The 25,792-nt window shown below is 69.4% G+C and carries 19 protein-coding genes; 11 read left to right on the forward strand and 8 right to left on the reverse strand.

The window, feature by feature from the left end:
• Positions 1-70 precede the first annotated feature (70 nt).
• The gene (locus AB0H61_RS16590) at positions 71-1,567 is read left to right on the forward strand and encodes a sensor histidine kinase (protein WP_357305198.1); all 1,497 of its coding nucleotides are present in this window, start codon (positions 71-73) and stop codon (positions 1,565-1,567) included.
• 95 nt (positions 1,568-1,662) lie between these two features.
• Positions 1,663-2,367 (forward strand): response regulator, encoded by a 705-nt coding sequence (locus tag AB0H61_RS16595; RefSeq protein ID WP_357305201.1) that lies wholly within the window; start codon positions 1,663-1,665, stop codon positions 2,365-2,367.
• An 89-nt stretch (positions 2,368-2,456) separates the two neighbouring features.
• On the opposite strand, the gene AB0H61_RS16600 is transcribed toward AB0H61_RS16595, so the two are convergent.
• The 3 genes from AB0H61_RS16600 to AB0H61_RS16610 all read right to left on the reverse strand — a co-directional run bounded on the left by AB0H61_RS16600 (position 2,457) and on the right by AB0H61_RS16610 (position 6,083).
• On the reverse strand, positions 2,457-3,764 hold the full coding sequence (locus AB0H61_RS16600) for a cytochrome P450 (RefSeq protein ID WP_357304718.1): 1,308 nt from the start codon (positions 3,762-3,764) through the stop codon (positions 2,457-2,459).
• Between the two features lie 142 nt (positions 3,765-3,906).
• The gene (locus tag AB0H61_RS16605; RefSeq protein WP_357304721.1) at positions 3,907-4,629 is read right to left on the reverse strand and encodes a TIGR03089 family protein; all 723 of its coding nucleotides are present in this window, start codon (positions 4,627-4,629) and stop codon (positions 3,907-3,909) included.
• A gap of 32 nt (positions 4,630-4,661) precedes the next feature.
• On the reverse strand, positions 4,662-6,083 hold the full coding sequence (locus AB0H61_RS16610; RefSeq protein WP_357304724.1) for an LCP family protein: 1,422 nt from the start codon (positions 6,081-6,083) through the stop codon (positions 4,662-4,664).
• Positions 6,084-6,364: 281 nt separating this feature from the next.
• On the opposite strand from AB0H61_RS16610, the gene rfbD reads away from it, so the two are divergent.
• The 3 genes from rfbD (at position 6,365) to AB0H61_RS16625 (ending at position 9,530) form a co-directional block, all read left to right on the forward strand.
• Positions 6,365-7,222 carry a dTDP-4-dehydrorhamnose reductase gene (gene rfbD / locus AB0H61_RS16615; RefSeq protein ID WP_357304727.1) on the forward strand — a complete coding sequence of 286 codons (858 nt, stop codon included), beginning with the start codon at positions 6,365-6,367 and terminating at the stop codon, positions 7,220-7,222.
• A 284-nt stretch (positions 7,223-7,506) separates the two neighbouring features.
• Positions 7,507-8,397 carry a glycosyltransferase family 2 protein gene (locus tag AB0H61_RS16620; RefSeq protein WP_357304730.1) on the forward strand — a complete coding sequence of 297 codons (891 nt, stop codon included), beginning with the start codon at positions 7,507-7,509 and terminating at the stop codon, positions 8,395-8,397.
• Positions 8,398-8,450: 53 nt separating this feature from the next.
• Positions 8,451-9,530, forward strand: a complete 1,080-nt coding sequence (locus AB0H61_RS16625; RefSeq protein WP_357304732.1) for an NDP-sugar synthase — start codon at positions 8,451-8,453, stop codon at positions 9,528-9,530.
• Positions 9,531-9,562: 32 nt separating this feature from the next.
• Here AB0H61_RS16625 and AB0H61_RS16630 read toward each other — a convergent pair whose 3' ends face one another.
• Positions 9,563-11,143, reverse strand: coding sequence for a carboxylesterase/lipase family protein (locus tag AB0H61_RS16630; RefSeq protein ID WP_357304735.1), 1,581 nt, complete (start codon positions 11,141-11,143; stop codon positions 9,563-9,565).
• Positions 11,144-11,292: 149 nt separating this feature from the next.
• Between AB0H61_RS16630 and AB0H61_RS16635 the strand changes: the two genes are divergently transcribed.
• On the forward strand, positions 11,293-11,520 hold the full coding sequence (locus AB0H61_RS16635) for a zinc ribbon domain-containing protein (protein WP_357304738.1): 228 nt from the start codon (positions 11,293-11,295) through the stop codon (positions 11,518-11,520).
• Between the two features lie 56 nt (positions 11,521-11,576).
• Here AB0H61_RS16635 and AB0H61_RS16640 read toward each other — a convergent pair whose 3' ends face one another.
• From AB0H61_RS16640 to AB0H61_RS16655, 4 genes are all read right to left on the reverse strand, one after another.
• Positions 11,577-11,867 carry a SelT/SelW/SelH family protein gene (locus AB0H61_RS16640; protein WP_357304741.1) on the reverse strand — a complete coding sequence of 97 codons (291 nt, stop codon included), beginning with the start codon at positions 11,865-11,867 and terminating at the stop codon, positions 11,577-11,579.
• A 17-nt stretch (positions 11,868-11,884) separates the two neighbouring features.
• Entirely contained in the window at positions 11,885-12,274 is a 390-nt protein-coding gene (locus tag AB0H61_RS16645; RefSeq protein WP_357304744.1) for a YchJ family protein, read from the reverse strand.
• A gap of 72 nt (positions 12,275-12,346) precedes the next feature.
• Positions 12,347-12,685 carry a hypothetical protein gene (locus AB0H61_RS16650; protein WP_357304747.1) on the reverse strand — a complete coding sequence of 113 codons (339 nt, stop codon included), beginning with the start codon at positions 12,683-12,685 and terminating at the stop codon, positions 12,347-12,349.
• 110 nt (positions 12,686-12,795) lie between these two features.
• On the reverse strand, positions 12,796-15,258 hold the full coding sequence (locus AB0H61_RS16655) for an AAA family ATPase (RefSeq protein WP_357304749.1): 2,463 nt from the start codon (positions 15,256-15,258) through the stop codon (positions 12,796-12,798).
• A 450-nt stretch (positions 15,259-15,708) separates the two neighbouring features.
• Here AB0H61_RS16655 and AB0H61_RS16660 point away from each other — a divergent pair, with 450 nt between their 5' ends.
• The 5 genes from AB0H61_RS16660 (at position 15,709) to AB0H61_RS16680 (ending at position 25,792) form a co-directional block, all read left to right on the forward strand.
• On the forward strand, positions 15,709-18,909 hold the full coding sequence (locus tag AB0H61_RS16660; protein WP_357304752.1) for an SWIM zinc finger family protein: 3,201 nt from the start codon (positions 15,709-15,711) through the stop codon (positions 18,907-18,909).
• Positions 18,906-20,006 carry an AAA family ATPase gene (locus AB0H61_RS16665; RefSeq protein ID WP_357304754.1) on the forward strand — a complete coding sequence of 367 codons (1,101 nt, stop codon included), beginning with the start codon at positions 18,906-18,908 and terminating at the stop codon, positions 20,004-20,006. The genes AB0H61_RS16660 and AB0H61_RS16665 overlap by 4 nt, the downstream gene beginning before the upstream one ends.
• 148 nt (positions 20,007-20,154) lie before the next feature.
• Positions 20,155-22,428 carry a DUF5682 family protein gene (locus AB0H61_RS16670; protein ID WP_357304757.1) on the forward strand — a complete coding sequence of 758 codons (2,274 nt, stop codon included), beginning with the start codon at positions 20,155-20,157 and terminating at the stop codon, positions 22,426-22,428.
• 85 nt (positions 22,429-22,513) lie between these two features.
• Complete coding sequence (locus tag AB0H61_RS16675) at positions 22,514-23,668, forward strand: VWA domain-containing protein (protein WP_357304760.1); 1,155 nt, start codon at positions 22,514-22,516, stop codon at positions 23,666-23,668.
• A gap of 51 nt (positions 23,669-23,719) precedes the next feature.
• Positions 23,720-25,792 (forward strand): ADP-ribosylglycohydrolase family protein, encoded by a 2,073-nt coding sequence (locus AB0H61_RS16680; protein ID WP_357305203.1) that lies wholly within the window; start codon positions 23,720-23,722, stop codon positions 25,790-25,792.

Consider the following 25,792-nt stretch of genomic DNA (forward strand, 5'->3'; position numbering starts at 1 on the left):
GCTTGTGAGAGGTGGTCGGCGCTCTCTGGCCGGGCAGGCGTTCGTACTGCAACTGGTCGTCCTCGCGCTGATGATCGGGATCGGAGCGGTGCTCGCGGTGATTGACGCCCGGCACACCAGCGACGTCACCACCGAGCAGAAGGTCACCGATGTCGCGGTCAGCTTGGCCGAGGCGCCCTCCACCGTCGCCGCTCTCCGCTCCCCCGACCCGACCGCCCACCTTCAGCCGGTGACCGAACGGATCCGCATCCGGACCGGCATGGACTTCATCGTGGTGATGGCTCCGGACCGGACCCGATTCACCCACACCAATCCCGAACGGATCGGCCAGCCGTTCAGCGGCAATATCGATCGGTCGCTGGCCGGAGAGACCTTCACCGAAACCTTCACCGGCACACTCGGGCCCTCGATCCGCGCGGTCACGCCGGTCCGTGACGAGACGGGCCAGATCGTCGCGCTGGTCTCGGCGGGCGTGACCCGGTCGCGGATCGGCGATCAGGTCGGTGACCAGTTGCCGAAGATCCTCGGGGTCGCCCTCGCGGGCCTGCTGGTCGCCGCGGCCGGTTCCTTCCTGCTGAGCAGGCGGCTGCGCAGACAGACCCACGGTCTCGCGCCCGACGAACTGCGCGTCATGTACGAGCACCACGACGCGGTGCTGCATTCGATCCACGAGGGGCTGGTCGTCTTCGGTGCCGGTGAGCAGGCGGAGGTGGTCAACGACGAGGCCCGGCGGCTGCTCGAACTGCCCGCAGGTCCGGTGCGGCGTCACGATCTGCCGCTGTCGTTGCAGCGCATGAGCTGGGGCCGGGTGCGCGACGAGATGCATGTGACAGCGGATCGGATCCTGCTGGTCAACCAGGACATCGTCGCCTGGGAGGGTCGCTCCATCGGCACCGTGATGACCATCCGGGATCACACCGAATTGCGTACGGTGCTCGGCGAACTCGACTCGGTGCGCGGCTTCGCGGAATCGCTGCGCGCGCAGGCGCACGAATCGGCGAACCGGCTGCACACCGTGATCACCATGGTGGAGTTGGGTAATCATCGCGAGGCCGTCGATTTCGCGACCGCCGAACTCGAACTCTCCCAATCGCTCATCGATCGGCTGATGGCCGCGGTCGGAGATCCGGCACTGGCGGCGCTGTTACTCGGCAAGGTGAATCAGGCGACCGAGCGCGGCATCGAACTGACCGTCTCCGAGGACACCGCCCTGGACTCCACGGCTCCGCTGTCCGCGCACGAGGCGGTGACGCTGGTCGGCAATCTGATCGACAATGCCCTCGACGCGACCGCCGACAGCGCCGCGGAATGGGTGGAAGTAACCGTGCGCCACGATGATTCCGACTCGGCGCTGTATCTGCGGGTCGCCGATAGCGGACCCGGCATGTCCGACGAGATCTTCGCCCGAGCGGCGGAACGGGGGTATACGACCAAGACGGATCACCAGGGGCTCGGGCTGGCGCTCGTGAACCGATTGGTGGCCAGGCACGGGGGCACGATTCGGACCGAGCGTGAACCGGAAAGTGCGGTGATCGTGACGATTCCACGAAAGGACACAGCACCGTGACAGCACCGGTAACCACCCGGCAGGGGGGCCGTACCCGCACCGGACACCGGCCGAAAGGCACGGTGCCGGAGCCGATTCCCCCGGAAGGACGCACCATGATCCGAGTGCTGATCGTCGAAGACGAGCCGCTGATCGCCGAAGCGCACCACGCCTACGTCGCACGGATCGCCGGTTTCACCCCGGTCGGCATCGCGCATACCGGTCGCGAGGCGATGCGCGCCGCGGCCGAGGCCGCCGCCGAAGGTCATCCGATCGACCTGGTACTCATGGATATCGGGCTACCCGATGCCAGCGGCCTCGATGTCGCCGCCGCGCTGTCCGGCCTCGCGCCCAGGCCCGACGTCATCGCCATCACCTCGGCCCGCGACCTGGCCCTGGTCCGCACCGCCGTCTCACACGGCGTCATCCTGTATCTGCTCAAACCGTTCACCTTCGCGGCCTTCCGCGACAAACTCGAACGCTACCGCGAATACCGAACCGCGCTCCCCGCGGGCGAATCCGCGATCACCCAGCACGATATCGACCGCGCCCTCAGCGCCCTGCGCACCTCCGACCAGCGCGCCGCCGCACCCAAAGGGGTTGCCCCGCAAACACTCGCGGAAATCTCCCGCGCCGTCCGCGCCGCCCCCGACGGCATCACCGCCGCCGATACCGCCACCTCCATCGGCGTCTCCCGCATCACCGCCTGGCGCTACCTCGAAAAACTCGCCGACGACGGCCTCGTCACGCGCCGCTCCGACTACGGCAGGGCGGGCCGTCCGAAAACCCGCTACCAGTGGAAACCCGGCACGGACTCCTGATATCGGCCGACCGGCAGCGGCCACCGACCGCCCAACCACAGAATGCGGATGCTCGGCGGAGACGTCGATCCGGATGACGCCCTGGACGCTCAGACCGCGGCGGACTCCGGCGTGCGCGCACGCCGGCCCAGCCGCACCGGCATATGTTCGTAGCCGTGCAGGGTGAACAGTTGGCGGCGTCGGGGTGTGCCGTCGAGCGTCAAGTCGGGGAATCGGTCGAATAGCGCACGCAGGGCATAGGTTCCCTCCATGCGAGCCAGACTGGCGCCGAGACAGACATGGATGCCATTGCTGAAGGAGAGATGATCCTTGGCGTTGGCGCGTCCGACGTCGAAGCGGGTCGGGTCGGCGAAGACGTTCGGGTCGCGATTGGCGCCGGCCAGCGAGAGCACCACGGTGTGATTCTTGTGCACCAGTATGCCGTCGAGCTCGACATCCTCGAGCGCCGTGCGCGCGGTGGTCTGCACCGGCGAGTCGATGCGCAACACCTCTTCGACCGCGTTCGGCCACAGGTCGGGTTGGGCGCGCAGGCGCTCCAGCTGATCGGGATGCGCCAGCAGTTGGACGACGCCGTTGCCGATGAGATTGACGGTGGTCTCGAAACCCGCGCCCATGAGTAGGCTCGCGGTCGCCTTGAGCGCGTAGTCGTCGAGCTCGCCCGCGCTGACCAGGGTGCTGAGGATATCGTCACCGGGGTTGCGGCGCAGCCGGGCGATGTGGCCATCGAGATAGTCGTTCATCAGCTCCATGGATTTCAGGGCGCGATAGTGCGCCCGCCAGGAGATGCCGACATCGAGCATCGGCGTCATCCGATCACCCCAGTCGAGGAATACCGCGCGATCCTTATCGGGGAAGCCGAGCATCTCGGAGATGATCGCGATCGGCACCTGGGCGGCGAACGACGTGACCAGATCCGCCGATCCACCGGACGGCAGTTGTTCGAGCAGCTCCGCGGTCACCGTCTCGACGCGGTCGCGCAGCTTGGCGATGGCGCGCGGTGTGAAGGCCGAGGCGACCGGCTTGCGCATCGCGGTGTGCTCGGGCGGGTCGATGACCAGCATCGACGGCGCCTCGACGGGGTTGGGCGGCAGCGGGGACCGTTGCGCGAGCAGCTGCAATGGCTTGGGGATATTGAAGCTTTCCGGGGTGCGCACGCCGAAGCGGCTGTCGCGCAGGATGGCTCGGCTCAGCTCATGGTCGAAGGTGGCCCAGGACAGTTTGGTATGCACCAACCTGCCCTGCCCACGCAGCTGCTCGATGAGCGGATACGGATCGCGGATGCCGTCCGGCCCGCCCATCAACATGGCGAACGGGTCACCGCGGCGCGCCTGGGTGCGCAACACCAGCCGGGGCGTGCCCTGCTGCGACAACCAACGGAACCAATAGTGCGGCCTCATATCCCACCAACCTCGTCGTCGCGCGATATGTCCACGGTACGGACTCCACCGCAGTTGTGGAACGTTCTCTGGTCGGACTCCTACCTATACCCAGGTAGGAGTCGACCGCGCATTCGGACGTCGACCGGGACGGATCGCGCCGTCAGCCGCGGTGCGCGGTGACGCGTTCCGAGGCGATGCGGCGAACCCGGAGTGTGGGGTCGGGATTGACCACCTGGACCAGGGAGGCGCCGACGGCGAGTACCGAGACGTAGCCGTCGATCAGCTCCGCGGCGGTATCCCACGGGGTACTGGACAGCACCCGATCCCCCTCGGCGAACCCCTGCCGCAGCGCGGACACCCTCGCCTCGGCCAGCACCTCCGACACCCGCATGCCGTCCAGCGCGACCCCCACGCCACCGGGGCGGAACTGGTCGCCGTGCACGCGCACGGCGGTGGCGAAATCGGTGATGCCGACGGGCAGATCCCGCACCGGGGCGCCCATGGCGTCCAGGGACAGCGCGGCGACCTCGGCGACACCATCGACGTCGCCGATACGGTCCGGGGTGACCAATGCCAGGTCGGCATCGGGATCGGCGTGCAGGACCACCTCGGTCCCCGCCCACCAGCAGCCGAGCAGCACCGCGGCGGTCTGCCAGTGCGCGGGCAGCAGCACCGCGACCCGCGCGCCGGGACTGAGACCGAATTCGTCGCGAATCAGGTTGCCGGTCTTGGCCGCCCAGTTCGCCAGGGTCAGCCCCGAGAGCTCGATCCTGGCACCGGTGGCGTCGTCGTAGTAGGTGACGCGCGGACCCGCGGGTTCGCGCGCGAGGATCGGATCCAACACCGCCTCGGTAAGGGTGAGTGACTTGTCTTGATCACGCATTCTCGGATTCACGATCATTTGCTGGGGAGTGGTCAGTTCACGCATTTCGGGCCGTTCCGGCCCGCGTCGATCGGTGGCGCGGGCGGAACCGGCGTCGCGGAGGCCGAGGTACCGGAGAAATCGAACATGGAACTCGCCGCCGAGCCCGGACCAGAGTAGTCGCTTGCCAGCACAACGCTCACCGAATCCGGTGACATCGTCGAATCGGCGATCACGGTCAGCCCGCCCAGCGCTTTGCCCACCGCTCGGGCCCTCGGATCGGATGTGTCGGCGGCGAGCACCCGGCTACCGCTTACGCTCGAACCGGAATAGTTACCGACCAGGCCCTCCCGGAATCCCTTGGCGCTCAGCATCTGTGACACCTGCCCGGCCAGACCGCCCTTGCCGCTGGCGTTGTAGACGCTGACCGTCACGGTGTCGGGGTCGACGGCGGATTCGCCGGTTGCGGCGCCCTTGCCGTCGACCAGCGAGCCCACATAGGACTTCACCGACTTCGGGTCGACCCGCACCACCGATTCGCCGTCACTGGTCATGCCGTTGAGATCGGCGACCGGAATGGTCTCGAACTTCACCTGACCACCCGAAAGATCCTTCAGCTGTTGCAGAAACGCGAGCACATCCCAATCATCGTCCAGCACAACGGTGCGTCCGACCGCCTCGCCGAGCCGGCCGAGTTTGCCCGGATCGGCGAGGGTTCGGGCGCTCAGCACCTGCCCGACCAACTGGGCCATGAACACCTGCTGCCGCACGATCCGGTCCAGGTCCCCGCGCGGCAGGTCGTGGCGTTGACGCACGAAACTCAGGGCCTCCGGGCCGTCGAGCCGTTGCCGCCCGGCCGGGAAGTCGGCGCCGGACATCCATTCGTCGACCGGACTGTTCAGGCATACGTCGACACCGCCGACCGCGTCGGTGAGCAGGACGAAGCCGAGCAGGCTCACCTCGGCGTAGTGATCGACGGTGACACCGGTCAGATTGGAGACGGCGGTGATCAGCGCCTTGCGCCCGGCCTGGGTGGACTGTTTCTCCGCCTCCGCCTCGGAGACGCCCTTGCCGGTCAGCTTCGCCCGTTCGGTCTCCTTGGTCGCGCCGTAGGCCGAGTTGATCTTGCCCTTGCCCAAACCGGGGATGTCGACATAGGAGTCGCGCGGAAGGGATATCGCGGTCGCGGAGCGACCGTCGTTGGGGACGCGCACCAGCACGATGGTGTCGGTGTTGGTCCCGACCTCGTTACCGGCGTGCAGCATCGCGCGCTCGGAGTCGGTGAGGGGATCGCCGTGCGCGTCGGTACGACTGTCCACACCGACCATCAGGATGTCGACGGCACCGTCATGGACGCCGCCGAGGCCGAGGTTGCCGATCCGTTCGATACCGGAGATCAGCGAGTCGACCTTGTGCCAGGCGAAACCGGTGATGACCACCACCAGCACCGCGATCAGCGCGACAAAGACGCGCATCGGCCCTAGCGATCCCGGACCGCCGTCGGCACCGGAAAGCCGCGATGGGACCGACCCGCGCATCGCCTGCAACCCCGTATCCTCTCGACACATTCGGCGTTGGTTCGTACGCGGCGTATCACCGTGACGATGCGCCGCCGCTGACCCGACCGCCCCCGCCTCCGGTTGCCCCCGCGTCCGTTCCGGAGCACATCCACTCCGGAATCAGTGCGTTCAGGCTAACCAACGGTTATCGCAGCGGAGGTCAACCGCAGGTGCGACGGCGTGCCAGACTTGCGCCTGTGACCGCCACAACCCCACCCCCGACCGCGCGTCTTCTGGTGACCGGAGCAGGCGGCCAAGTCGGCCGGGAGCTGATCCGGCTGGCGCCGCGGGCCCGTGGATACGGCCGCACCGATCTCGACATCACCGACGCCGACGCGGTCCGTGCCGTGGTGGCGCCCGGCGATGTCGTGATCAACTGCGCCGCGTACACCGCGGTGGACCGCGCCGAGTCCGAACCCGATGCCGCCTTCGCGGGTAATGAAACCGGGCCCGCCGTCCTCGCCGCCGCCTGCGCGCGGGCCGGGGCCCGGCTGATTCATCTCTCGACGGACTATGTGTTCCCGGGTACCCACGATCGGCCCTACGACACCGACGACGTGACCGGACCCACCACCGTCTACGGCCGGTCCAAACTGGCGGGGGAACGCGCCGTACTCGACCTGGCGCCTGATTCACAGGTGGTGCGGACGGCCTGGGTGTACCGCGGGCGCGGCGGTGATTTCGTCGCCACCATGCTGCGGCTGGAGCGTGAGCGCGAAACCGTCGACGTGGTCGACGACCAGCTCGGCTCACCTACCTACGCCGTCGACCTCGCCGCCGGACTGCTGGAATTGGCCGCCCGCCCGGACACTCCCCGGCTGCTGCACGCCACGAACCGGGGTCAGGCCACCTGGTTCGAACTGGCCCGCGCGGTGTTCATGGAGGTCGGCGCCGATCCGGACCGGGTTCGGCCGTGTGATTCCACCGCTTACCCGAGAGCCGCTCGGCGCCCAGCATATTCGGTGCTCTCCGACAGGTCCTGGATCGCGGCCGGGCTGTCGCCGTTGCGTCCGTGGCGGGACGCGGTAACGGCGGCGCTGTCGGCCTCGGCCTGAACGCGCACTTTTCGTCGCTACCCGCCCGAAAAACCCGCACCGGCGAGGAAAAGCGCGCACCCGAAGCCGAGGGGGAACCGAGACCGGCTCGGCGCGTGGCCTTTTCGATGGTCCCCGAGCTGCGCGACTGCGCTTCGGGCGGTGACGGCCGATATCACTGACCGGGGGCGCGCGACCGGAGGGATCCGGCTAGGCTGGGCGGTCGTGAGTGAGCGCAGCGAGCGAACCGATAACACAGCCGCGATGGCGGTCATGCCGGAACCGAGCGTCAGCGAGGTGCAGGCATGAGTGCTTCCGATTCCGCGGCCCCCGGTGGCCTTGCCGTCGTCACGGTGACCTACTCACCCGGCGAGCATCTCGAACACTTCATCACCACCCTGGCCCAGGCCACCAGCGAAAAGCCGCAGGTCATCCTGGCCGATAATGGGTCTGTCGACGGGACGCCGGAGTTGGCCGCCGAGGCCAACGCACACGTTCGGCTGCTGCGGACCGGGGGCAATATCGGCTACGGCGGCGCGATCAACCGCGCGGTCGCCGAGATCGATCCGAGTATCGAATTCATCGTGATCGCGAATCCGGACGTCCGCTGGGGCGCCGATTCCATCGACGAACTGCTCGCCGCCGCACAGCGCTGGCCCCGTGCGGGTGCGCTCGGCCCGATGGTGCTGGAGCCGGACGGCAGCGTCTACCCGTCGGCCCGTTCGGTGCCCGGATTGCTCGACGGCGCGGGGCACGCGATCCTCGGCACCGTGTGGCCGGCCAATCCGTGGACCCGCCGGTACCGCCAGGAGAACGAGCAGATCTCCGAGCGGACCGTCGGCTGGCTCTCCGGGTCCTGCCTGCTGGTACGCCGCAGCGCCTTCGACGCGATCGAGGGCTTCGACTCGCGCTACTTCATGTACATGGAGGATGTCGACTTCGGCGACCGCATGGGCAAGGCGGGCTGGCACAACGTTTTCGTGCCGACGGCCGAGGTCACCCACGCCAAGGGGCATGCCGCCGGACGCCACCCGGAAGTGATGCTGCCCGCGCACCACGCGAGCGCGTACCGTTTCCAGGCCGACCGGCATCCGCACTGGTGGCAGGCACCGTTGCGGTTGGCGCTGCGCGCTGGACTTGCGATCCGCTCCCGGATTGCGGTTCGATCTGCGCTGCGACAGCAGGCGCAAGGCTAGCCTGATTTACGGGGCGCCTGGCGGGACCGATCCACTGTGAACAGGGGAACTTGATGGCAGGACATGCAGGCACCGACGCGGTCATTCTGGTCGGCGGCCAGGGAACCCGGCTGCGTCCGCTGACCCTGTCGGCACCCAAGCCGATGCTGCCGACGGCCGGACTGCCATTCCTCACCCACCTGTTGGCACGGATCGCCGAGGCCGGAATCACCCACGTGGTCCTCGGCACCTCGTTCAAGGCGGAGGTGTTCGAGGAACACTTCGGCGACGGATCCGAATTGGGCCTGGACCTCGAGTACGTCACCGAGACCGAACCGCTCGGCACCGGCGGCGGCATCCGCAATGTGCTGTCCAAGCTGCGCGCGGATAACGTGATGGTCTTCAACGGTGACGTGCTCGGTGGCACCGACCTCGGCGCGATCCTGGATACGCACGAGTCCACCAACGCCGATGTCACCCTGCACCTGGTGCGCGTGAGCGATCCGCGGGCCTTCGGCTGCGTGCCGACCGACGAGAACGGCCGGGTCACCGCATTCCTGGAGAAGACCCAGGATCCGCCGACCGATCAGATCAACGCGGGCTGTTACGTCTTCCGCCGCGAGTACATCGAGAAGATCCCCGCGGGCCGCCCGGTCTCGGTGGAGCGTGAGGTTTTCCCCGCGCTGCTCGCCGAGGGCGCCCGCGTCCAGGGACATGTCGACTCCTCCTACTGGCGGGATATGGGCACCCCCGAGGACTTCGTCCGCGGCTCCGCGGACCTGGTTCGCGGCATCGCCCCGTCCCCGGCGCTGCCGGGCCAGCGCGGGGAATCCCTGGTGCATCCGGGTGCGGGCGTGGCGCCGGGCGCCCTGCTCATCGGCGGCACCGTCGTCGGCCGCGGCGCCGAGATCGGTGCGGGGGCCCGACTCGACGGCGCGGTCATCTTCGACGGCGCGGTGGTCGAGGCCGGTGCCACCGTCGAACGTTCCATTATCGGCTTCGGCGCCCGCATCGGGCCGCGCGCGCTGGTCCGCGACGGAGTGATCGGCGACGGCGCGAATGTCGGCGCCCGCTGCGAGCTACTACGCGGCGCGCGTGTCTGGCCCGGCGTCGAGATCCCCGACGGCGGTATCCGCTTCTCCACCGACGTCTGATCCAGCGGCCGCGTCCCCGGGGCGGCGCGGCTCTAGCTGAAGCCGACGGCCTGGTCGCCCCAGGCCGTGTGCAGGTCGGCGTCGGGGTTGTCCACCACGCGATCCATGGCATCGATGAGCAGGGTGGCGCGGGTGACCGGGCGGTACGGCGGCCAGTGCTTGGAGCCGTCGATGGCCGCGGGAACACCGTGGGTGGCGAAGGCCAGCCAGCGGCGCATCATCCGGCCCGAAACCTCGGTGGCCACCTTGCGGCCACCGAGCCAGAAGGTGGGGTCGAGGTTGAAGGTGCCGAAATTGCCGAAGACGTATGGCAATTCGGTGGCGTGGCCCGCTCCGACGCGGGCCGCCCGCAGCATCGGAGTGGCATAGTCGAAGCGGTAGGCCCAGGTCGCCGAGTGCTGTGCGTGCCCGTCGGCGACCCAGTGCGCGGGCATCCGGAACGCCGCATCGGTCGACATGGCCAGCGCACCACGAGTTCTGGCGAGATCCGGGTAGGCGGAGGTGATTTCCGCGATGCGCTCCGCGGACATCTCGGGATGATTCGCGGCCACATCCTGCAGCATGATGTTCACCGCATCGGGGGTGACCGGCATGATCGGCGAGCGGAACACCCGGAACAATGACGCCTCGTCCTTATTGGTGCCGATGATCAGCGGCACCCGGTGCGAACGACCCTGTTGGAAGCGATCGATCGGATAGGTCGGCACCAGATCACCGTCGACCACCGGCGCCGCGGCCAACCGCCCCGGCTCCTTGAGCGGGACCTCGTCCAACAGCACACCGGCCGCTCGCACCATCCGCTCGATCGGCATATCGATCAGTTCCAGCGCCCGTGACGGGCCGATCTCCAGCAGTTCCAGGAAACGTTGCGCCACACCCGCGGCCCGCTCCCTGCCGAAGACCGTGGTCGCGGGTGGACTCTGGGCAATGGCCTTGTGGAACAGTCCGGTCGCGCGCGGCGAGGTGAGTAGGGCCGTCACGCAACCCGCGCCGGAGGATTCGCCGAAGAGCGTCACATTGCCGGGGTCACCGCCGAATGCCGCGATATTGTCGCGGACCCATTCCAGTGCGGCGATCTGATCATGCAGGCCCAGGTTGGGCGTGAAACCGTGGAACAGCGAGGACAGATCCAGGAAACCGAGCGCGCCTAGCCGGTAGTTGACCCCGACCACCACGACGTCACCGGTTTCGGCCAGCTTGCGTCCGTTGTAGACGGCTTGGGCGGCGGTGCCGAGGCAGTAGGCGCCCCCGTGCAGCCAGACCATGACCGGACGGGGTTCGCCGTCCGCGTTGTGCAAGCCCCGCGGCGCCCAGACATTGAGCCACAGACAGTCCTCGCCCATCCGCAGATCCGAGTCGACCGGCACCATGTTGCCCATCGTCTGCGGGGCGATCTCACCGAAGGTCACACAGTCGCGGACACCGTCCCAGCGCTGCGGCGGAACCGGCGGGCGGAATCGTCCGGTTCCGGTGACCGGCGCGGCGTAGGGGATGCTGCGCCAGGTCGCGATCGGCCCGTCCCAGAATCCTCGGACGCTGCCGTACGTGGTTCGGGCCACAGGCTCGGCACCATGCGCTTCCCGGCTCGGATCCCCCTCGAACTGAGTGGTCATAGCCGCACCTCCTACCGCGACCCGTCAGTGCGCTGGGGACTTGCTACTCCCGGGTCGGCACCTCGTGATCTCTTTTCGAGAGTACGTCCCCGATCCGACATCGGCAGGTAAGACGAACTCATTCGACGCGGGCGCGATACGCTGGCCCGATGCCGAGTTATGCCTTTCGGTGCCGCAGTTGCGGCGACACCTTCGAGGTGAATCGCCCCATGGCGCAGTCGTCGGATCCCGCCGTATGCCCGCACGGGCACGCCGATACGGTCAAGTTGCTGACCACATTTGCCACGGTCAGCCGGGGTGTCGGGGGTGCGCCCGCGCCGAATCCGGCGCCGAGCCCGGCGGGCAGTGGCTGCTGCGGCGGCGGTTGCTGCGGCTGAGGTGCGCGCGCGTCCGAGATCGGGCACGCCGTGGCCGATCTCACGACCGTCACGAATCAGTCGCTGTGCTCGGTGTCACGCCGATCGACGTGACCCAGATCGCGATCCTGGGCGACCCGATCCCGCACCCGCTGTTTGAGCACGGCGATATCCGGGAAACCGCCGTCGGCCTTGCGCTCCCAGACCTGCTCGCCGTCGACCGTGATCCGGAAGACGCCACCGGTGCCCGGCAGCAGCGCCACCTCGCCGAGATCGGTGCCGAAGGTGCTGAGCAGCTCCTGCGCCATCCAACTCGCCCGCAGCAACCAGCGGCACTGGGTGCAGTACTCGATCGCGACACGTGCCATGGGGCTGACGGTACCCGTCACGGTTCGATGACGCCGTCGAGGTAGACCCAGGCGCCGTCCTCACGGACGAATCGACTGACCTCGTGCAACGAGCCGCGGCCACCTTCGGCCCGGTAGTGCGCGATGAACTCGACGGTTCCGGTGTCGTCGAACGGACCGCCGCGCTCGGTGCGCACGATCTCGAGGAACAGCCACCGCTGGCCAGGGTCGAGGTCGAGGGTGCGGGGACGGTTGCTCGAATGCCAGGACCGCCGAAGGTAATCGGTGTCGCCGACCGCGAAAGCGGTATACCGCGAACGCATCAGCGCCTCGGCCGTGGCGGCCGCCCGCTCCCCCGCCAGCACCGGCCCGCAGCATTCGGCGAACGGTTCGCCGCGCCGGCATGGGCAAAGACCTGATCGAGCCATGTCTCGAATTATCTCCCGTGCGATCGGCCGTCTTTCGCCGCCGCCACTGCGGTGTGGCCGAGCCGGACACCATCAGCGCGACTCGACGCGCGACAGTACGGCGGCGATCGCGGCGGATTGTTCACGCCAGCGCCGCAGTTCGGTGACGCTGGGGGCGAGTTCGTAATCGTGGTGGTGGGCGGCGCGGGACAGGGCCGCCCATACCGTCGCGACCTGTGCGGCGGTTTCCGGTCCGGCGTAACTGCGCAGGGCGAGCAGTTGGGCGCGCATCGGGCAGCGCATCAGCTCCGGCGTCGTCCTGGCCCACAGTTCGTCCACCGACTGTTCCAGGGCGAGGCGCAGAATCCAGGCGGTCGCCCGCGACCACACCCCGCCCGCGTCGGTCACCTCACCGTCGAGCAGCTGGTCCACCGCCTCGAACCGTTCGACCACCGTCGGCCGGGGCGCGCGAGGTCGCGCGGATCGGCGCGGTGGACCCGAACGGCGACGGCCGGATCCGCCGCGCGATCTGCGCGGTCCACTCATGGCTGCGCCTCGCTGCGGGCCAGCCAGGCGATGAATCGTTCGGTGTCGGAGATCAATTCGCGCATACTGCGGCCGATGGGCACATGCGCGCCCGCGGTCACATCCCGCAGCGCGCTCACCAGCCACTTGCCGTCGCGGGCCAGATGTTTGTTCAGGTCGTCCACGTTGTAATCCACACCCATCACGGCGAGTGCCACCATGGCCCGGGTGGTGAACGCCGCTTCGAGATAGCGCTCCACCTCACGGTGATGCATGCCGGAGGCCAGCAGGTCGCGTCGCACCCGGGCCTGACTGGCCGCCTCGACGGCGGAACGACAGCAGGTGGCGACCAGCTCATCGGCGATCGCCTGCGGCAGCTGCGGGGTGCGGACCAGCGAGCGCGCGTCATCGAGGTAGCGGCGCACCGGATCGCTGGAGACCCGCACCTCCACCACCGAGCGCTCGCGCCGCTGCACCTCGAGTACGCAGGCATCCAGTTGCATCCGGCGCACCGCCTCGGCCAGCCGCTCATCGTGGGTGAACACGATGACCTGCCTGGTCCAGGCCACCGCGGCCAGTACCCGGGCGAGTCCGTCCACCTTGGCCGGGTCCATCGCCTGCACCGGATCGTCGATCATGACAAAGCGGAACGGGCTCTCCTCCACGGTGGCCCGCGGCAGGAACAGCGACAGCCCGAGCGCGTGCAGTTCGCCCTGACTCATCACCCCGAGTGCGGCGCCGTCCACCTCGTCGACGGTGACATCGAGCAGTACCCGGCGCGCGGTTCCGGCATTGCCCTGCAAGCGAATTGCCCCGAGCTCGACATTGCTCTGTTGACGCAGCGTCCGCCACACCCAGCGGGCGGTGGTCTCCAGCGGCGCCATCCGTTCGCCGCGCAGCCCCGCGGTGGCGGATTTGAGCCATTCCTGGGCGCGTTTGACCGTGCGCAATTCGCTCGCGTTCAACGCCACCGCGCGAGCGTTGTCCAGCCAGCCCGCGATCCGCGGCACCAGCGGCGCCCAGACCTCGTCCAGCCGATCGAGTTCCTTGCGGGTGCCCTGTTGCAGCAGGTCGAGCTCGTCGACCAGCCTGGCGTGCGCACCGCGCAGTCGGTCGGCCAGATTCGGGCTGTAGTCGGCGGCGGCCAGCGCCGCCCAATCCGCCCAGGCGCGGCGGACCGCGGCGGTGTCGACGGTCGGCGGGTTGCGGGGATCGAAATCCAGTTCCGGCGGTACATGATCCGGTAGCGCGCGGACGGCGCGCACCGCCTGGCGCAGTTCGGTGCGCGCGGTGGTCAGCGCGTCCACCCGGGCCGAGAGCTGGGAGATCGACGCGTCCGCACCGCGCGCCCACTCCTGATCGAGCGCACCGCGACCGCATACGGGGCAGGCGCATTCACCGCCCGCGTCGACATGTTCGCGTGCCCGTCGCAGCAGCTCGAGCACCCGCAAATCGGCCTCGGCGTCGGCGGTCGAGTCGCGGGCCACCGCCGCACCGCAGTCCTCCAGACGGGCGGCCACCTCGTCGACCTGGGCACTGGTCGGCAGGGCGAGCCGGACGATCGCGCGCAGCCCGTCGGGTCCGATCGGATCGCCGCCGGCGCCGAACATATGCCTGCTCACCGCGGTGAGGTCGGGTTGAGCCGGGCGCAGCAGCCGTGCCATCCGCGCCGCGCGGTCATCGGCCAGCGACTCCAGCGTGCCCACCAGGTCGAGGCGTTCCTGGCGCGAATCCCGTACGGCGCGTTCCAGTTCCAGCCGCCGCGCTCGAATCCGCTCCTGCGCCCTGGTCAGTTCGTCCAGGCCGAGCAGTTGGTGCAGCGCGTCGAACAGATCGCTGGGCTTGCCATCGACCAGCGCGCCGAGTTCGCTGTAGGACAGGAAGGGCCGATAGAGATCGAGAACCGCGGCCCAGCGGGTGACATCGAAAGGGGCCGAGCCGGTTTCGATGGTCGCGTCGGAGGCGCGGTATTCGGTCCACTCGGCGTCTCCCAGATCCGCCTCGGCCGCCCACTCCTTCACGATGGTCAGCTCGGGATCGTCACCCGCGGTGAGCAATTCCAGCTCGATTCGCGCCGAATCGCCCGCGTGCAGATTGCGCCAACCCTCCCGCCATGCGGCGGAGCGGCCCTCCCAACGTCGATTTCCGCCGGTCAGCGCCAGCTCGGCGGCCTCGGCGAAACTGGATTTGCCGCTGCCGTTGCGTCCCACCACCAGGGTGAGGCCGGGGCCGGGCGTCAGGTTCAGCGTCGACTCGGGGCCGATGCCGCGGAATCCGCGGACCCGGATCGCCCGCAGGAAAACCCCTGCGGCATCGAATTCGTCTGCCCCGGTGGCCGAACCGCCGCGGCCGAGGGCTCGCAGCACCGTCCGAGTGACTTCCGGGGTGACAGCGGGATCTTCGGCCAGCCGCCTGGCCACCACCTCGGGTAGGCGCGGCGCCGCCTCCGTGGCCGGGTCGGCCGCGGGATCCACGCGCATACGAAACCCCTCCAGCACCGAACCGTGGCACGCGCACCCACCTCGCGCCCGGTGTCTCTGTCGAAAGCTGAGCGAAACGCTACCCGATCGCATCGAGTTCGCCCACCGGCGGTACCGGATACCGCGGTGGTGCGAATCTGCCCGCGGGGATGGATATGGCCATCGAGACACGCTCGGCTGCGTCTCGATGTCCACCCCTCGCCAGCCCCGGCGGGCAGCTCGATGGTGTATCACCCGATTTGGGTGGCTCGGACGGAGCCGAACAGGACAGAATGCCAGATATCGAGTACATAACGCAAGATGCCGGTGACTTCGAATCTGCCGGAGGCACAGCGAATTCCGCGCAACAGCGGTGCGCGCGTGCGGCGCTGTCGGTGGGCTGGGGTAGAAATCCAGTCAACAGATACCGCGGGGGGACGCCATGACAACACGCCGACCGAGAGCCGCTCGATGACCACACGGTGGACCGAAACCCAGGTCAGCGCGCTCGCGCCGGATGCGAGCGCGCTGGCCGCCGCGCGCAAGCTCGCCGGGCGATGGCGCGACGCGGGGTACCGGGACCGCGCGGTGTGGGGGCTGTGCCAGGGCAGCGGGGCGCACCCATACCAGACCGTCGTCGATCTGAGCGGGCCCGCGTACCGGTGTTCGTGCCCGAGCCGGAAGTTCCCGTGCAAGCACGCGCTATCGCTCTTGCTGCGCTGGTCGGCCGGGGCGGTACCGGAATCCGCGACCGTCGCCGATTTCGCCGCGGGCTGGATCGCGGATCGGGCGGCGCGGGCGGATCGGCCCGCGCGCGAGAACGCGACCCGCACACCCAATCCCGCGACCGCCGAACAGCGGCGGGTACGGGTTACCGCGGGGCTGGAGGAGCTCGATATCTGGCTCGGCGACCAGGTGCGCACCGGTCTGGCCCAGACCGATCGCTCATACCGCGCCTTCGAGACGATTGCCGCCCGCATGGTCGACGCGCAGGCCCCGGCGGTGGCGGCGGCGTTGCGCCAGCTGCCGAGCACGGTCGTCACCCGGGCGGACTGGCCCGAACTCATGCTGCGTGAGTACGCCCGCCTGCACCTGCTCATCGCCGCACACCGCCGCCTCGACGAACTGCCCGCGCCCCTGGCCGCCAGCGTCCGCACCCATATCGGCTATCCGACCGCGACCGAAACGGTGCGGGCCGAACCCGCGCTGCGCGACCACTGGATGGTCCTCGGCAGCCGCACCACCGAGGAGGAACGCCTCTACACCAGGCGCACCTGGCTCTACGGCCGCCACACCCACCGCTGGGCCCTGCTCATCGATCATTGCTTCGGCTCCCCCGGTTTCGCGAACGACGTTCCCGCACTGGGCACAATGGCCGATGCGGCACTGCACTACTACCCGGCCGCCGCACCGTTGCGCGCCCTCTGGGGTGAACGACACGGCACCGACGAACCGTTCACCGGCCTGCCGCGCCCATTCATCGAGACCACCGGCGCGGACGCCGAGCCGTCACCGCCCCTCGAAACGGCGGTAGCCCGGGATGTTTCGGCAGCCGAACCGGTGGTCCCGCACAGCCCCGGAACCCCTATGACATCGGCAAGCGAGATCGCCGAGACACCGAACACCGGCTCGACGACGCCGGGTGCCGTGGCCATCGCGCTCGAGGAGCATGCTCGCGCGTTGGGGGCCGATCCGTGGTTGCGGTCGTGGCCGATGTTGTTGCGCGATGTGGTGCCGGTGCCGGGTGAGAGCGGTTGGCAGGTGGTCGATTCGGCGGGGGCGGCGCTGCCCGTCGCGGCGGCGGAGCAGCCATGGCGGCTGGTGGGGATTTCCGGTGGGCATCCGGTCACGCTGACCTGCGAATGGACCGGGGAAGGACTGATTCCGGTTTCGGTGTTCGTCGCGGGTGAGGTGGTGGACATCGGCGGCGAACGAGAGTCGGTGCGTACCGTGAGTTCCGGTGCCGCACCGGCGGACAGCGGCGCGGATCTGACCTCCGTGGCACTGCTCGGCACGGCGCGCAGGGCGCCGGATCCGGCGCGGCTGATACCGCCGGTCGCGGCCGCGGCCGGGCAGTTACGCACCGAACCGGCACTGCTACTCCTCGAATCCGCCGCGCTGCGTGACGCTTTCACTCGCGCCGGGGTGGTGGCCGGTGCCGCGAGTATGCCGGAGCCGGCACCCGAGGATCTCCGGCGGCCATTGCCGCCTGCCGCGGCGGAGCGCCTGGCGGGGATGTTGCGCGAGCGGTCGAACTTCCTCGCCGAATGGTTCGACGCGGCCGAGCCGCACGACTTTCGGGCGCCGGACGCGCTGTGCTCGCTGGTTCTCGAGCACGCGGTGAATACACGGTGGCGAACCCGGTTGCTGCGACTGGCGGGATCCCGGGGGCGGTGGCTGGCCGCCCAGCATCCGGAATGGCGAAAACTGAAGTGGCCCGAGACATCCGACACCCAGGGCGGTGATACACCGGATGCCGACGTGTGGCGGTTCGGTGGACCGCAGGCGCGCCGTGATTGGCTGGCCGATCTGCGTCGGCGCGATCCGGCCGCGGCACGCGGAATTTTGACCGCGGCGTGGCCGACGGAATCCGGCGCGGCCAAGGCGGATCTGCTGGCCACCCTCGAACAGGGCATCTCCGCGGCGGACGAAAACCTGCTGGAGGCGGCCCTGGACGACCGCCGCGCCGAGGTCCGCCGCACCGCGGCCGGTCTGCTCGCACTACTGCCCGATTCGGCCTTCGCGCGCCGCATGATCGGCCGAGCCGCGACCTGGATCCGCCCCATCCGGCTCCGCGCCGAACACGGCGAACCGCGCATGCACCTCGTCATCGAACTGCCCGACCCTCTCGATGCCGATGCCCACCGCGACGGCATCTTCGACCGCGGCGTCGAATTTCCCTACCGCTGGGCGGGCGCACCCGACGCGATGGCGGGCCGCCTCCGCCAACTGGTCGCCGCCACCCCGTTGCACCACTGGGAAACCCTGCTCAACACCGCGCACCCCGAAACATCCGGCGCGACGCCGCCGCACCCACGACCCAACGCACCCACACAACCCGGCGCCACGCCACCGCCGAGCACCGCGCACCCCGAAACATCCGGCGCGACGCCGCCGGGTGGGTCGACCGGGCATCGGTTCGGTCCGGAGCAGGTGACGCGGGTCGGCGTCGACGATCGGTTCCGGCAGCCGCTGTTCGACGGGTGGGTGGATGCGGCGCTGGCGCAGCGGGATCCGAGGTGGGCGCACGCGCTGTTCGAGGCGGGTGTGCCCTCCGATCTCGCGTTGTTGCGGCGGCGGGAACTGTTCGCGCTGCTGCCGCTGGCGGATCGGACGCGACATCTGTTGCGCCTGGACGGCTCCTGGCTTTCGGAGATCGAGGCGCTGCTGCCCGCCATGGGGCATCCGTGGCCGGAGGCGGTGGCGCAGCATCTGATTCTGCTGCTGTTCGAGCGCGCCCGCATCGCCGCGCAGCACTCCGGCGCGCACGGCGCCGGTCCGGCCGCGCACCGGTCGCTGCTGGCCGCCGCGGCCGCGTATCTACCCGTCACGGCCGCGCCTTCGGCCACCGCGATGGCGCGCCGTTGCGACGACCCCTCCTGGGAGCGCGCCTTCGACCAGCTCGCCCATGACCTCAACCACCGCTCGATGATGCTCGAGGAGTTGCAGTGACAACCATCGACCCCGCACCGGATCTGCTGCGCCCACACGCCGAACAGGCCTATGCCGACGAATTGCGCGCACTGGCCGCGGTCGACGACCGGCCACGACCGCCGTCGTGGCGGCTGTCCCCGTGGGCGGTGGTCACCTACCTACTCGGCGGCACCCTGGACGACGGCAGCGTGATCACCCCGAAGTATGTCGGGCCCCGCCGACTCGTCGAGGTCGCCGTCGCGACCCTGGCCACCGACCGGGCGCTGCTGCTGCTCGGCGTCCCCGGCACCGCCAAAACCTGGGTGTCGGAGCATCTTTCGGCCGCCATCAGCGGCGCCTCGACACTGCTGGTCCAGGGCACCTCGGGCACCACCGAAGAGTCGATCCGCTACGGCTGGAACTACGCCCGCCTGCTGGCCGAGGGACCGAGCGACGGCGCGCTGGTGCCTTCGCCGGTGCTGACCGCGATGCGTACGGGCAGCATCGCCCGCATCGAGGAACTCACCCGCATCCCCTCGGATGTCCAGGACGCGCTCATCACGGTGCTGTCGGAAAAGACCCTGCCGATCCCGGAACTCGGCACCGAGGTGCAGGCCGCCAAGGGTTTCAATGTGGTCGCCACCGCCAACGATCGCGACCGTGGCGTCAACGAGCTCTCCTCCGCCCTGCGCCGCCGGTTCAACACCGTGGTGTTGCCGCTGCCCGCCAGCGAGGACGACGAGGTCGCGATCGTCGTGCGCCGCGTCGAACAGCTCGGCGCCGCACTCGAATTGCCCGCCGTGCCCGCCGCGGCCGAGGAGGTGCGCCGGGTGGTTCGGGTGTTCCGCGAACTGCGTTCCGGCATCACCGCCGACGGCCGCACCAAACTCAAATCCCCCTCGGGCACCCTCTCCACCGCCGAGGCCATCTCGGTGATCACCAACGGCATGGCGCTGTCCGCTCATTTCGGCGACGGCACGCTGCGGCCCACCGATATCGCGGGCGCCGTACTCGGTTCCGTCATCAAGGATCCGGTCGCCGACGCCGTCGTGTGGACCGAATATCTCGAGGCCGTGGTGCGCGAACGGCCCGACTGGTCCGATTTCTACCGCGCCTGCCGCGAGGTCATCGGATGAGAGTCGATGCGCCGGTGCGCGAGATCGGGACAGCGCCGACACCGAACCGACACCGCGGCGGCACCGTGCGTGGCGCAGCCGAGCATCAGCGCGACACCGTCGTGAACACGCGACTCGTCCGTCGACGGCTCGGGAGCGGGTGAGCGACGTGGAGGCAGATCCCGAAACCGGCGCGGCGGCATCCGACACCGCGGTGACCCGGGTGTTCGGCATTCGCCACCATGGGCCGGGCTCGGCGCGCTCGCTGCGGGTGGCGCTGGAGTCCTTCCGGCCCGACACCATCCTGATCGAGGGCCCCGCGGACGCCGATCCGCTGGTGCGCTTCGTCGACGCCCCGGATATGGAGCCGCCGGTCGCACTGCTCGCCTACGTCCCCGATGCTCCGGCCCGCGCCGCCTTCTGGCCCTACGCCGCGTTCTCACCTGAGTGGCAGGCGCTGCGCTATGGCCTCGAACACGAGGTGCCTGTACGCTTCTGCGACCTGCCCGCCACCGCCGTGCTCGCCGCGACCGACGAACACGGCGAAGGCACCGACCCGCTGGCCGAACTGGCGAGCGCCGCGGGTTACGACGATGCCGAACGCTGGTGGGACGCCCTCATCGAATCCTCCGCCGACGCCGCCGCCTTCGACGCCATCACCGAAGCCATGGCCGCGCTGCGGGAATCCGCCCGGCCGGTCGACTCGCCCCGCGATGCCGAAGTATCGGAACCCGCCGCACCGGTGTCGTCCGTCGTCGACGCTCACACGCTGCGGCGTGAGGCCTACATGCGCCAAACCATGCGAAAGGCGTTGAAGGACGGTTCGAAACGCCTGGCGGTGGTGTGCGGCGCTTGGCACGCACCGGCTTTGGCGGGCAAGCTCGGGCCCGCGGCGCCGGATACCCGGTTGCTCAAGGGCATGCCGAAGGTGAAGGCGACCGTGACCTGGGTTCCGTGGACGCATTCGCGCTTGTCGGCGGCATCCGGGTACGGCGCGGGCATCACCTCGCCCGGGTGGTATCACCACCTGTTCACCGAGACCGAGCAGCCGATCGCGCGCTGGCTGACGAAGGTCGCGGGGGTCCTTCGGGCGCACGATCTTCCGGTCTCCAGCGCGCACGTCATCGAAGCCGTGCGCCTCGCCGAGACACTGGCGGTACTGCGTGAGCGCCCGCTGGCGGGGTTGTCCGAGGTGACCGAGGCGGTGCGCGCGGTGCTGTGCGGGGGCGACGAGACGATGGTCAGGGTCGTGGCCGCCGAACTGGTGGTCGGTGAGGCGCTGGGCGCGGCGCCGGAGGGCGCGCCGACGGTGCCGCTCGCGGCCGATCTGCGGGCCCGGATCCGCACGCTGCGGCTCAAACAGGAGCCGCAGGTGAAATCGCTCGATCTGGATCTGCGCAAGGATCGCGAACTGGAACGCTCCCGGCTGCTACATCGACTGCGACTGCTCGGCATCGAGTGGGGCACACCCACCACCGGCGAGGTACGCAGCACCGGCACCTTCCGGGAGAGCTGGAATCTGCGCTGGCGCCCCGAGTTCGCGGTCGCCATTATCGAGGCCTCACGCTGGGGTACCACGCTGCGCACCGCGGCCGAGGCCAAGATCCTCGATACCGCGGGCCGCCCCGAAATAGGTCTCGCCGACCTGACGGGCACACTGGAGCTGGCGCTGCTGGCCGATCTCGGCGGCGCCACCGAAGGGCTCATCGCCCGGCTGGAATCGGTTGCGGCACTGGATCACGACGTCACCCACCTGCTGGCCGCGCTGCCCGGACTGACCAGGACACTGCGCTACGGCGATGTGCGCGGCACCGATACCAAGGCGCTCGGGCACGTCGCCGACGGCCTGCTGGTCCGAATCTGCGCCGGCCTGCCCGGCGCCGTCACCGGGCTCGACTCCGGTGCGGCCGAACAGCTGCGCGCCCTGCTCGACGCGGCGCATACCGCCATCTCCACCCGTGACGACGCTTGGACCACCACCGAATGGCTCGGCGCGCTACGCCGCCTGGCCGATCGCACCGACGTGCACGGCGCACTCGTCGGCCGCGCGGTTCGACTGCTCGGCGATGCCGGTATTCTCGACGAATCCGACTCCGCCCGAAGACTTTCCGCCGCGCTCTCGATCGGTAACACCCCGGCGGTCAAGGCCGCATGGATCGATGGGTTCCTCGGCGGCCGCGGCCTGCTGCTGGTGCACGATCGAGAGTTGTTGCGTCTCATCGACGAGTGGCTGGAGAGCCTGGCCGAGGACCAGTTCGTCGACACTCTCCCGCTGCTGCGCCGCACCTTCGGCGGCTTCGAATCCGGTGAACGCCGCGCCATCGGCCGAGCCGTCCGGGACGCCGGATCCCCGGCCGTATCGGCGACCGCGCGCACCGTCGACACCGCCCGCGGCACCCTCGCCATGCGCACGGTCGCCGACCTACTAGGAGTCCGGATATGAACTCCCGTATACACATCGCCATCCGTGGTGGCTCATCGCCGACGACCCGCTGCGCGCCCCCGCGCCGCCGCGGCGAGGTGGCATCGTGAACCCCGACGACACCCGGTCCAGGCGCTGGCGTCTGGTGCTCGGCACCGCGGCCGAACCGGAACTCGGCGGGCTCGGCTCGGCCGATGACACGGCCATGGACAGCGCGCTCGGCGGCCTGTATGACGCGGGTGACGAGCAGAGCACCGGCAAGCGATCGGCGGGCCTCGGCGGGTCCGCGCCACGGGTGGCACGCTGGCTCGGCGATATCCGCACCTATTTCCCGTCCACCGTGGTCGAGGTGATGCAGCGGGATGCGGTCGACCGGTTGAATCTGACCCAGCTGCTGCTGGAACCGGAGCTGCTCGAGGCCGTGGAGCCCGATGTGCACCTGGTCGGAACCCTACTGAGCCTCAATAAGGTGATGCCCGAGACCACCAAGGCCACGGCCCGCACCGTGGTCGAACGGGTGGTCCGCGATATCGAGCGACGGATCGCCGCGCACACCAGGGCCGCGGTCTCCGGCGCGCTCAATCGCGCCGCCCGCATCGCCCGGCCCCGGCCCCGGGATATCGACTGGGACCGCACCATTCGCAAGAATCTCGCGCACTATCTGCCCGAACACCGCACGGTGGTACCCGAGCGGCTGGTCGGCTACGGGCGCAAGGCGCAGGCTGTGCGCCGGGAGGTGGTGCTCGCCATCGACCAGTCCGGATCGATGGCGGCCAGCGTGGTGTACGCCTCGGTCTTCGGGGCGGTACTGGCGTCCATGCGCACCCTGAAGACCTCGCTGATCGTCTTCGATACCGAGGTCGTCGATCTCACCGAGCGGCTCGCCGACCCCGTCGAGGTGCTCTTCGGCACCCAACTCGGCGGCGGCACCGATATCAACCGCGCTCTCGCCTACGGCCAGTCGCTGATCACCCGACCCGCCGACACCCTCTTCGTGCTGATCTCCGATCTCTACGAGGGCGGGATCGAACAGGAGATGCTGCGCCGTGTCAACGCGATGAAGGAGGCGGGCGTCCAGGTGGTGGTGCTGCTCGCACTCTCCGATGACGGCGCCCCCGCCTACGACCACGAGAACGCGGCCGCCCTTGCGGCACTGGATATCCCGGCTTTCGCCTGTACCCCCGACAAATTCCCGGATCTGCTGGCCACCGCCCTGGATCGCGGCGACATCCGATCCTGGGTGGACCGCAATGCCGGATGAGCCGCGTTCGATAGGCTGCGAAAGGGACAGCTCGCTGGGATGGGGGCACGGATGTTGCGCCGTGGTGATGTATTCGCCGGGTATGTGATCGAGCGGGAGCTGGGGCGCGGCGGTATGGGCTCGGTCTACGCGGCGCGCCACCCCCGCTTACCGAAGCTGACGGCGCTGAAGCTGCTGCATCGGGAGATGTTCGGCGACAGTGAGACCCGGACCCGCTTCGGGCGCGAGGCCGACCTGGTGGCGCAGCTGGATCACCCCAATATCATCACCGTCTTCGACCGCGGGATCGAGGACGAGCAGCTGTGGATTTCCATGCAGTATGTCGACGGCGTCGACACCGCCTCCATTCCGGTGCCCGCCATGTCGCCGATACGCGCGGTGCAGATCATCGTCCAGACGGCGGGCGCGCTCGATTACGCGCACCGGACCGGGGTACTGCACCGGGACGTGAAGCCCGCCAATATCCTGCTGTCCCGTTCGGCGGGCGTCGGCGCGGGCTTCGAGGAACGAGTGTTGTTGACCGACTTCGGGATTGCGAAGCTACTCGACGACACCGGTCAGCTCACCCGTACCGGAATGCTGACGGCGACGCTGGCCTATGCCTCGCCGGAACAGCTCACCGCGACCACGCTCGACCACCGATCCGATCAGTATTCGCTGGCCTGCACCCTGTTTCGACTGCTCACCGGCGTCGGACCGTACGACTCCGCGAATGTGGCGGCGGTCATGCTCGGCCACATTCAATCCCCGCCGCCGTCGCCGCGCGCGGTACGCCCCGATCTGCCCGCCGCACTGGACGCGGTACTCGCCAAGGCGATGGCCAAGGACCCGGCGGACCGCTACGGCTCTTGTACCGAGTTCGCCGACGCGGCGCTGCGCGCGCTGCGCGACCACCCACCGACGCCGTCCCCTGCCACCCCGGATCTCCCGTCGCACACCCGGCGACCCGTACCCCCGGCGACCCAGCGCGCACGGCACGGCAGGTTGTCCCAGGAGGAGATCGTGCACGGCTGCCTGTTCGGCGGCGCGGTCGGGGACGCACTCGGCGCCCCGGTGGAGAACATGCTGCTGCACCACATCCGGCAGCGCTACGGACCGCTCGGGGTGACCGGCGACCCGGATTCCTTCGACGGCGCCATCTCCGAGGAGACGCAGCTCACGCTGTTCACCGTGGAGGCGCTGATCAAGGGTTCGGTACGGGCCCGGGCCCGCGGTATCGGCGGCGCTACACTGGGTTTGATGCAGATGGGCTTCCTGGTCTGGTTGCGCGGCCAGGGCGTCGCCATCCCCGAGCAGCCGGTCCGGCTGCACAGCGGACTGGCCGCGCATCCGGAGCTCATGGGTCATCGCGGCACAACCCACGCCGTGACCACCGCATTGCAGAAGGTGGCGGCACAACTACAGCCGAGCCGCCCGCTCGGCACCCGCGCGGACCCGATCAACGACTCCAAGGGCTGCGGCGCGGTGGCGCGGGCGGCGCCGTGCGGATTCGGGTACACCCTGGATCGGGCGGGTTCCTCACTCGCCTACGTCTTCGAATTGGGCTGCGACGCTGCCGCGCTCACCCACGGACATCCCAGCGGCTGGCTGCCCGCCGGGGCGCTCGCCGCCATCGTCTACGGGTTGTGTCGTGGCATCGATCTCGCCACCGCCATCGATCAGGCCGCCGCCGAACTCGCCGGATACGACCGGCACGAGGAGACCTCGGAGGCGCTCGCCACCGCCATGCGCTTGGCGCGGGAGGCGGGTGGACGGCTTCCGGGTCCCGATGATCTGGAGCCGCTCGGCCGCGGCTGGATCGGCCCGGAGGCCTTGGCGATCGGCGTCTACGCGGCGCTCACCGCGGCGGCCGCGGGTGGCACACCGGAACAGATCGTGCGCAACGGAATCCTGCTCGCGGTCAACCATTCCGGCGACAGCGACTCGACCGGGGCCATCTGCGGCAGCATCCTCGGCGCGCGATACGGCGGCGGCGCCATCCCCGCCCCGTGGCGTGCCGCTCTCGACGCCGCGACGGTCATCGAACGCCTCGCGACCGACTACTGCATCGAGTTCGGCCCGAATCCGCCACGCGGCAACCATGGTGAACCGACCACGGAATGGCACGCCCGCTATTTCGGCTGA

This window comes from Nocardia sp. NPDC050710, from assembly GCF_040654375.1.
In the GTDB taxonomy this organism is placed as follows: Bacteria; Actinomycetota; Actinomycetes; order Mycobacteriales; family Mycobacteriaceae; genus Nocardia.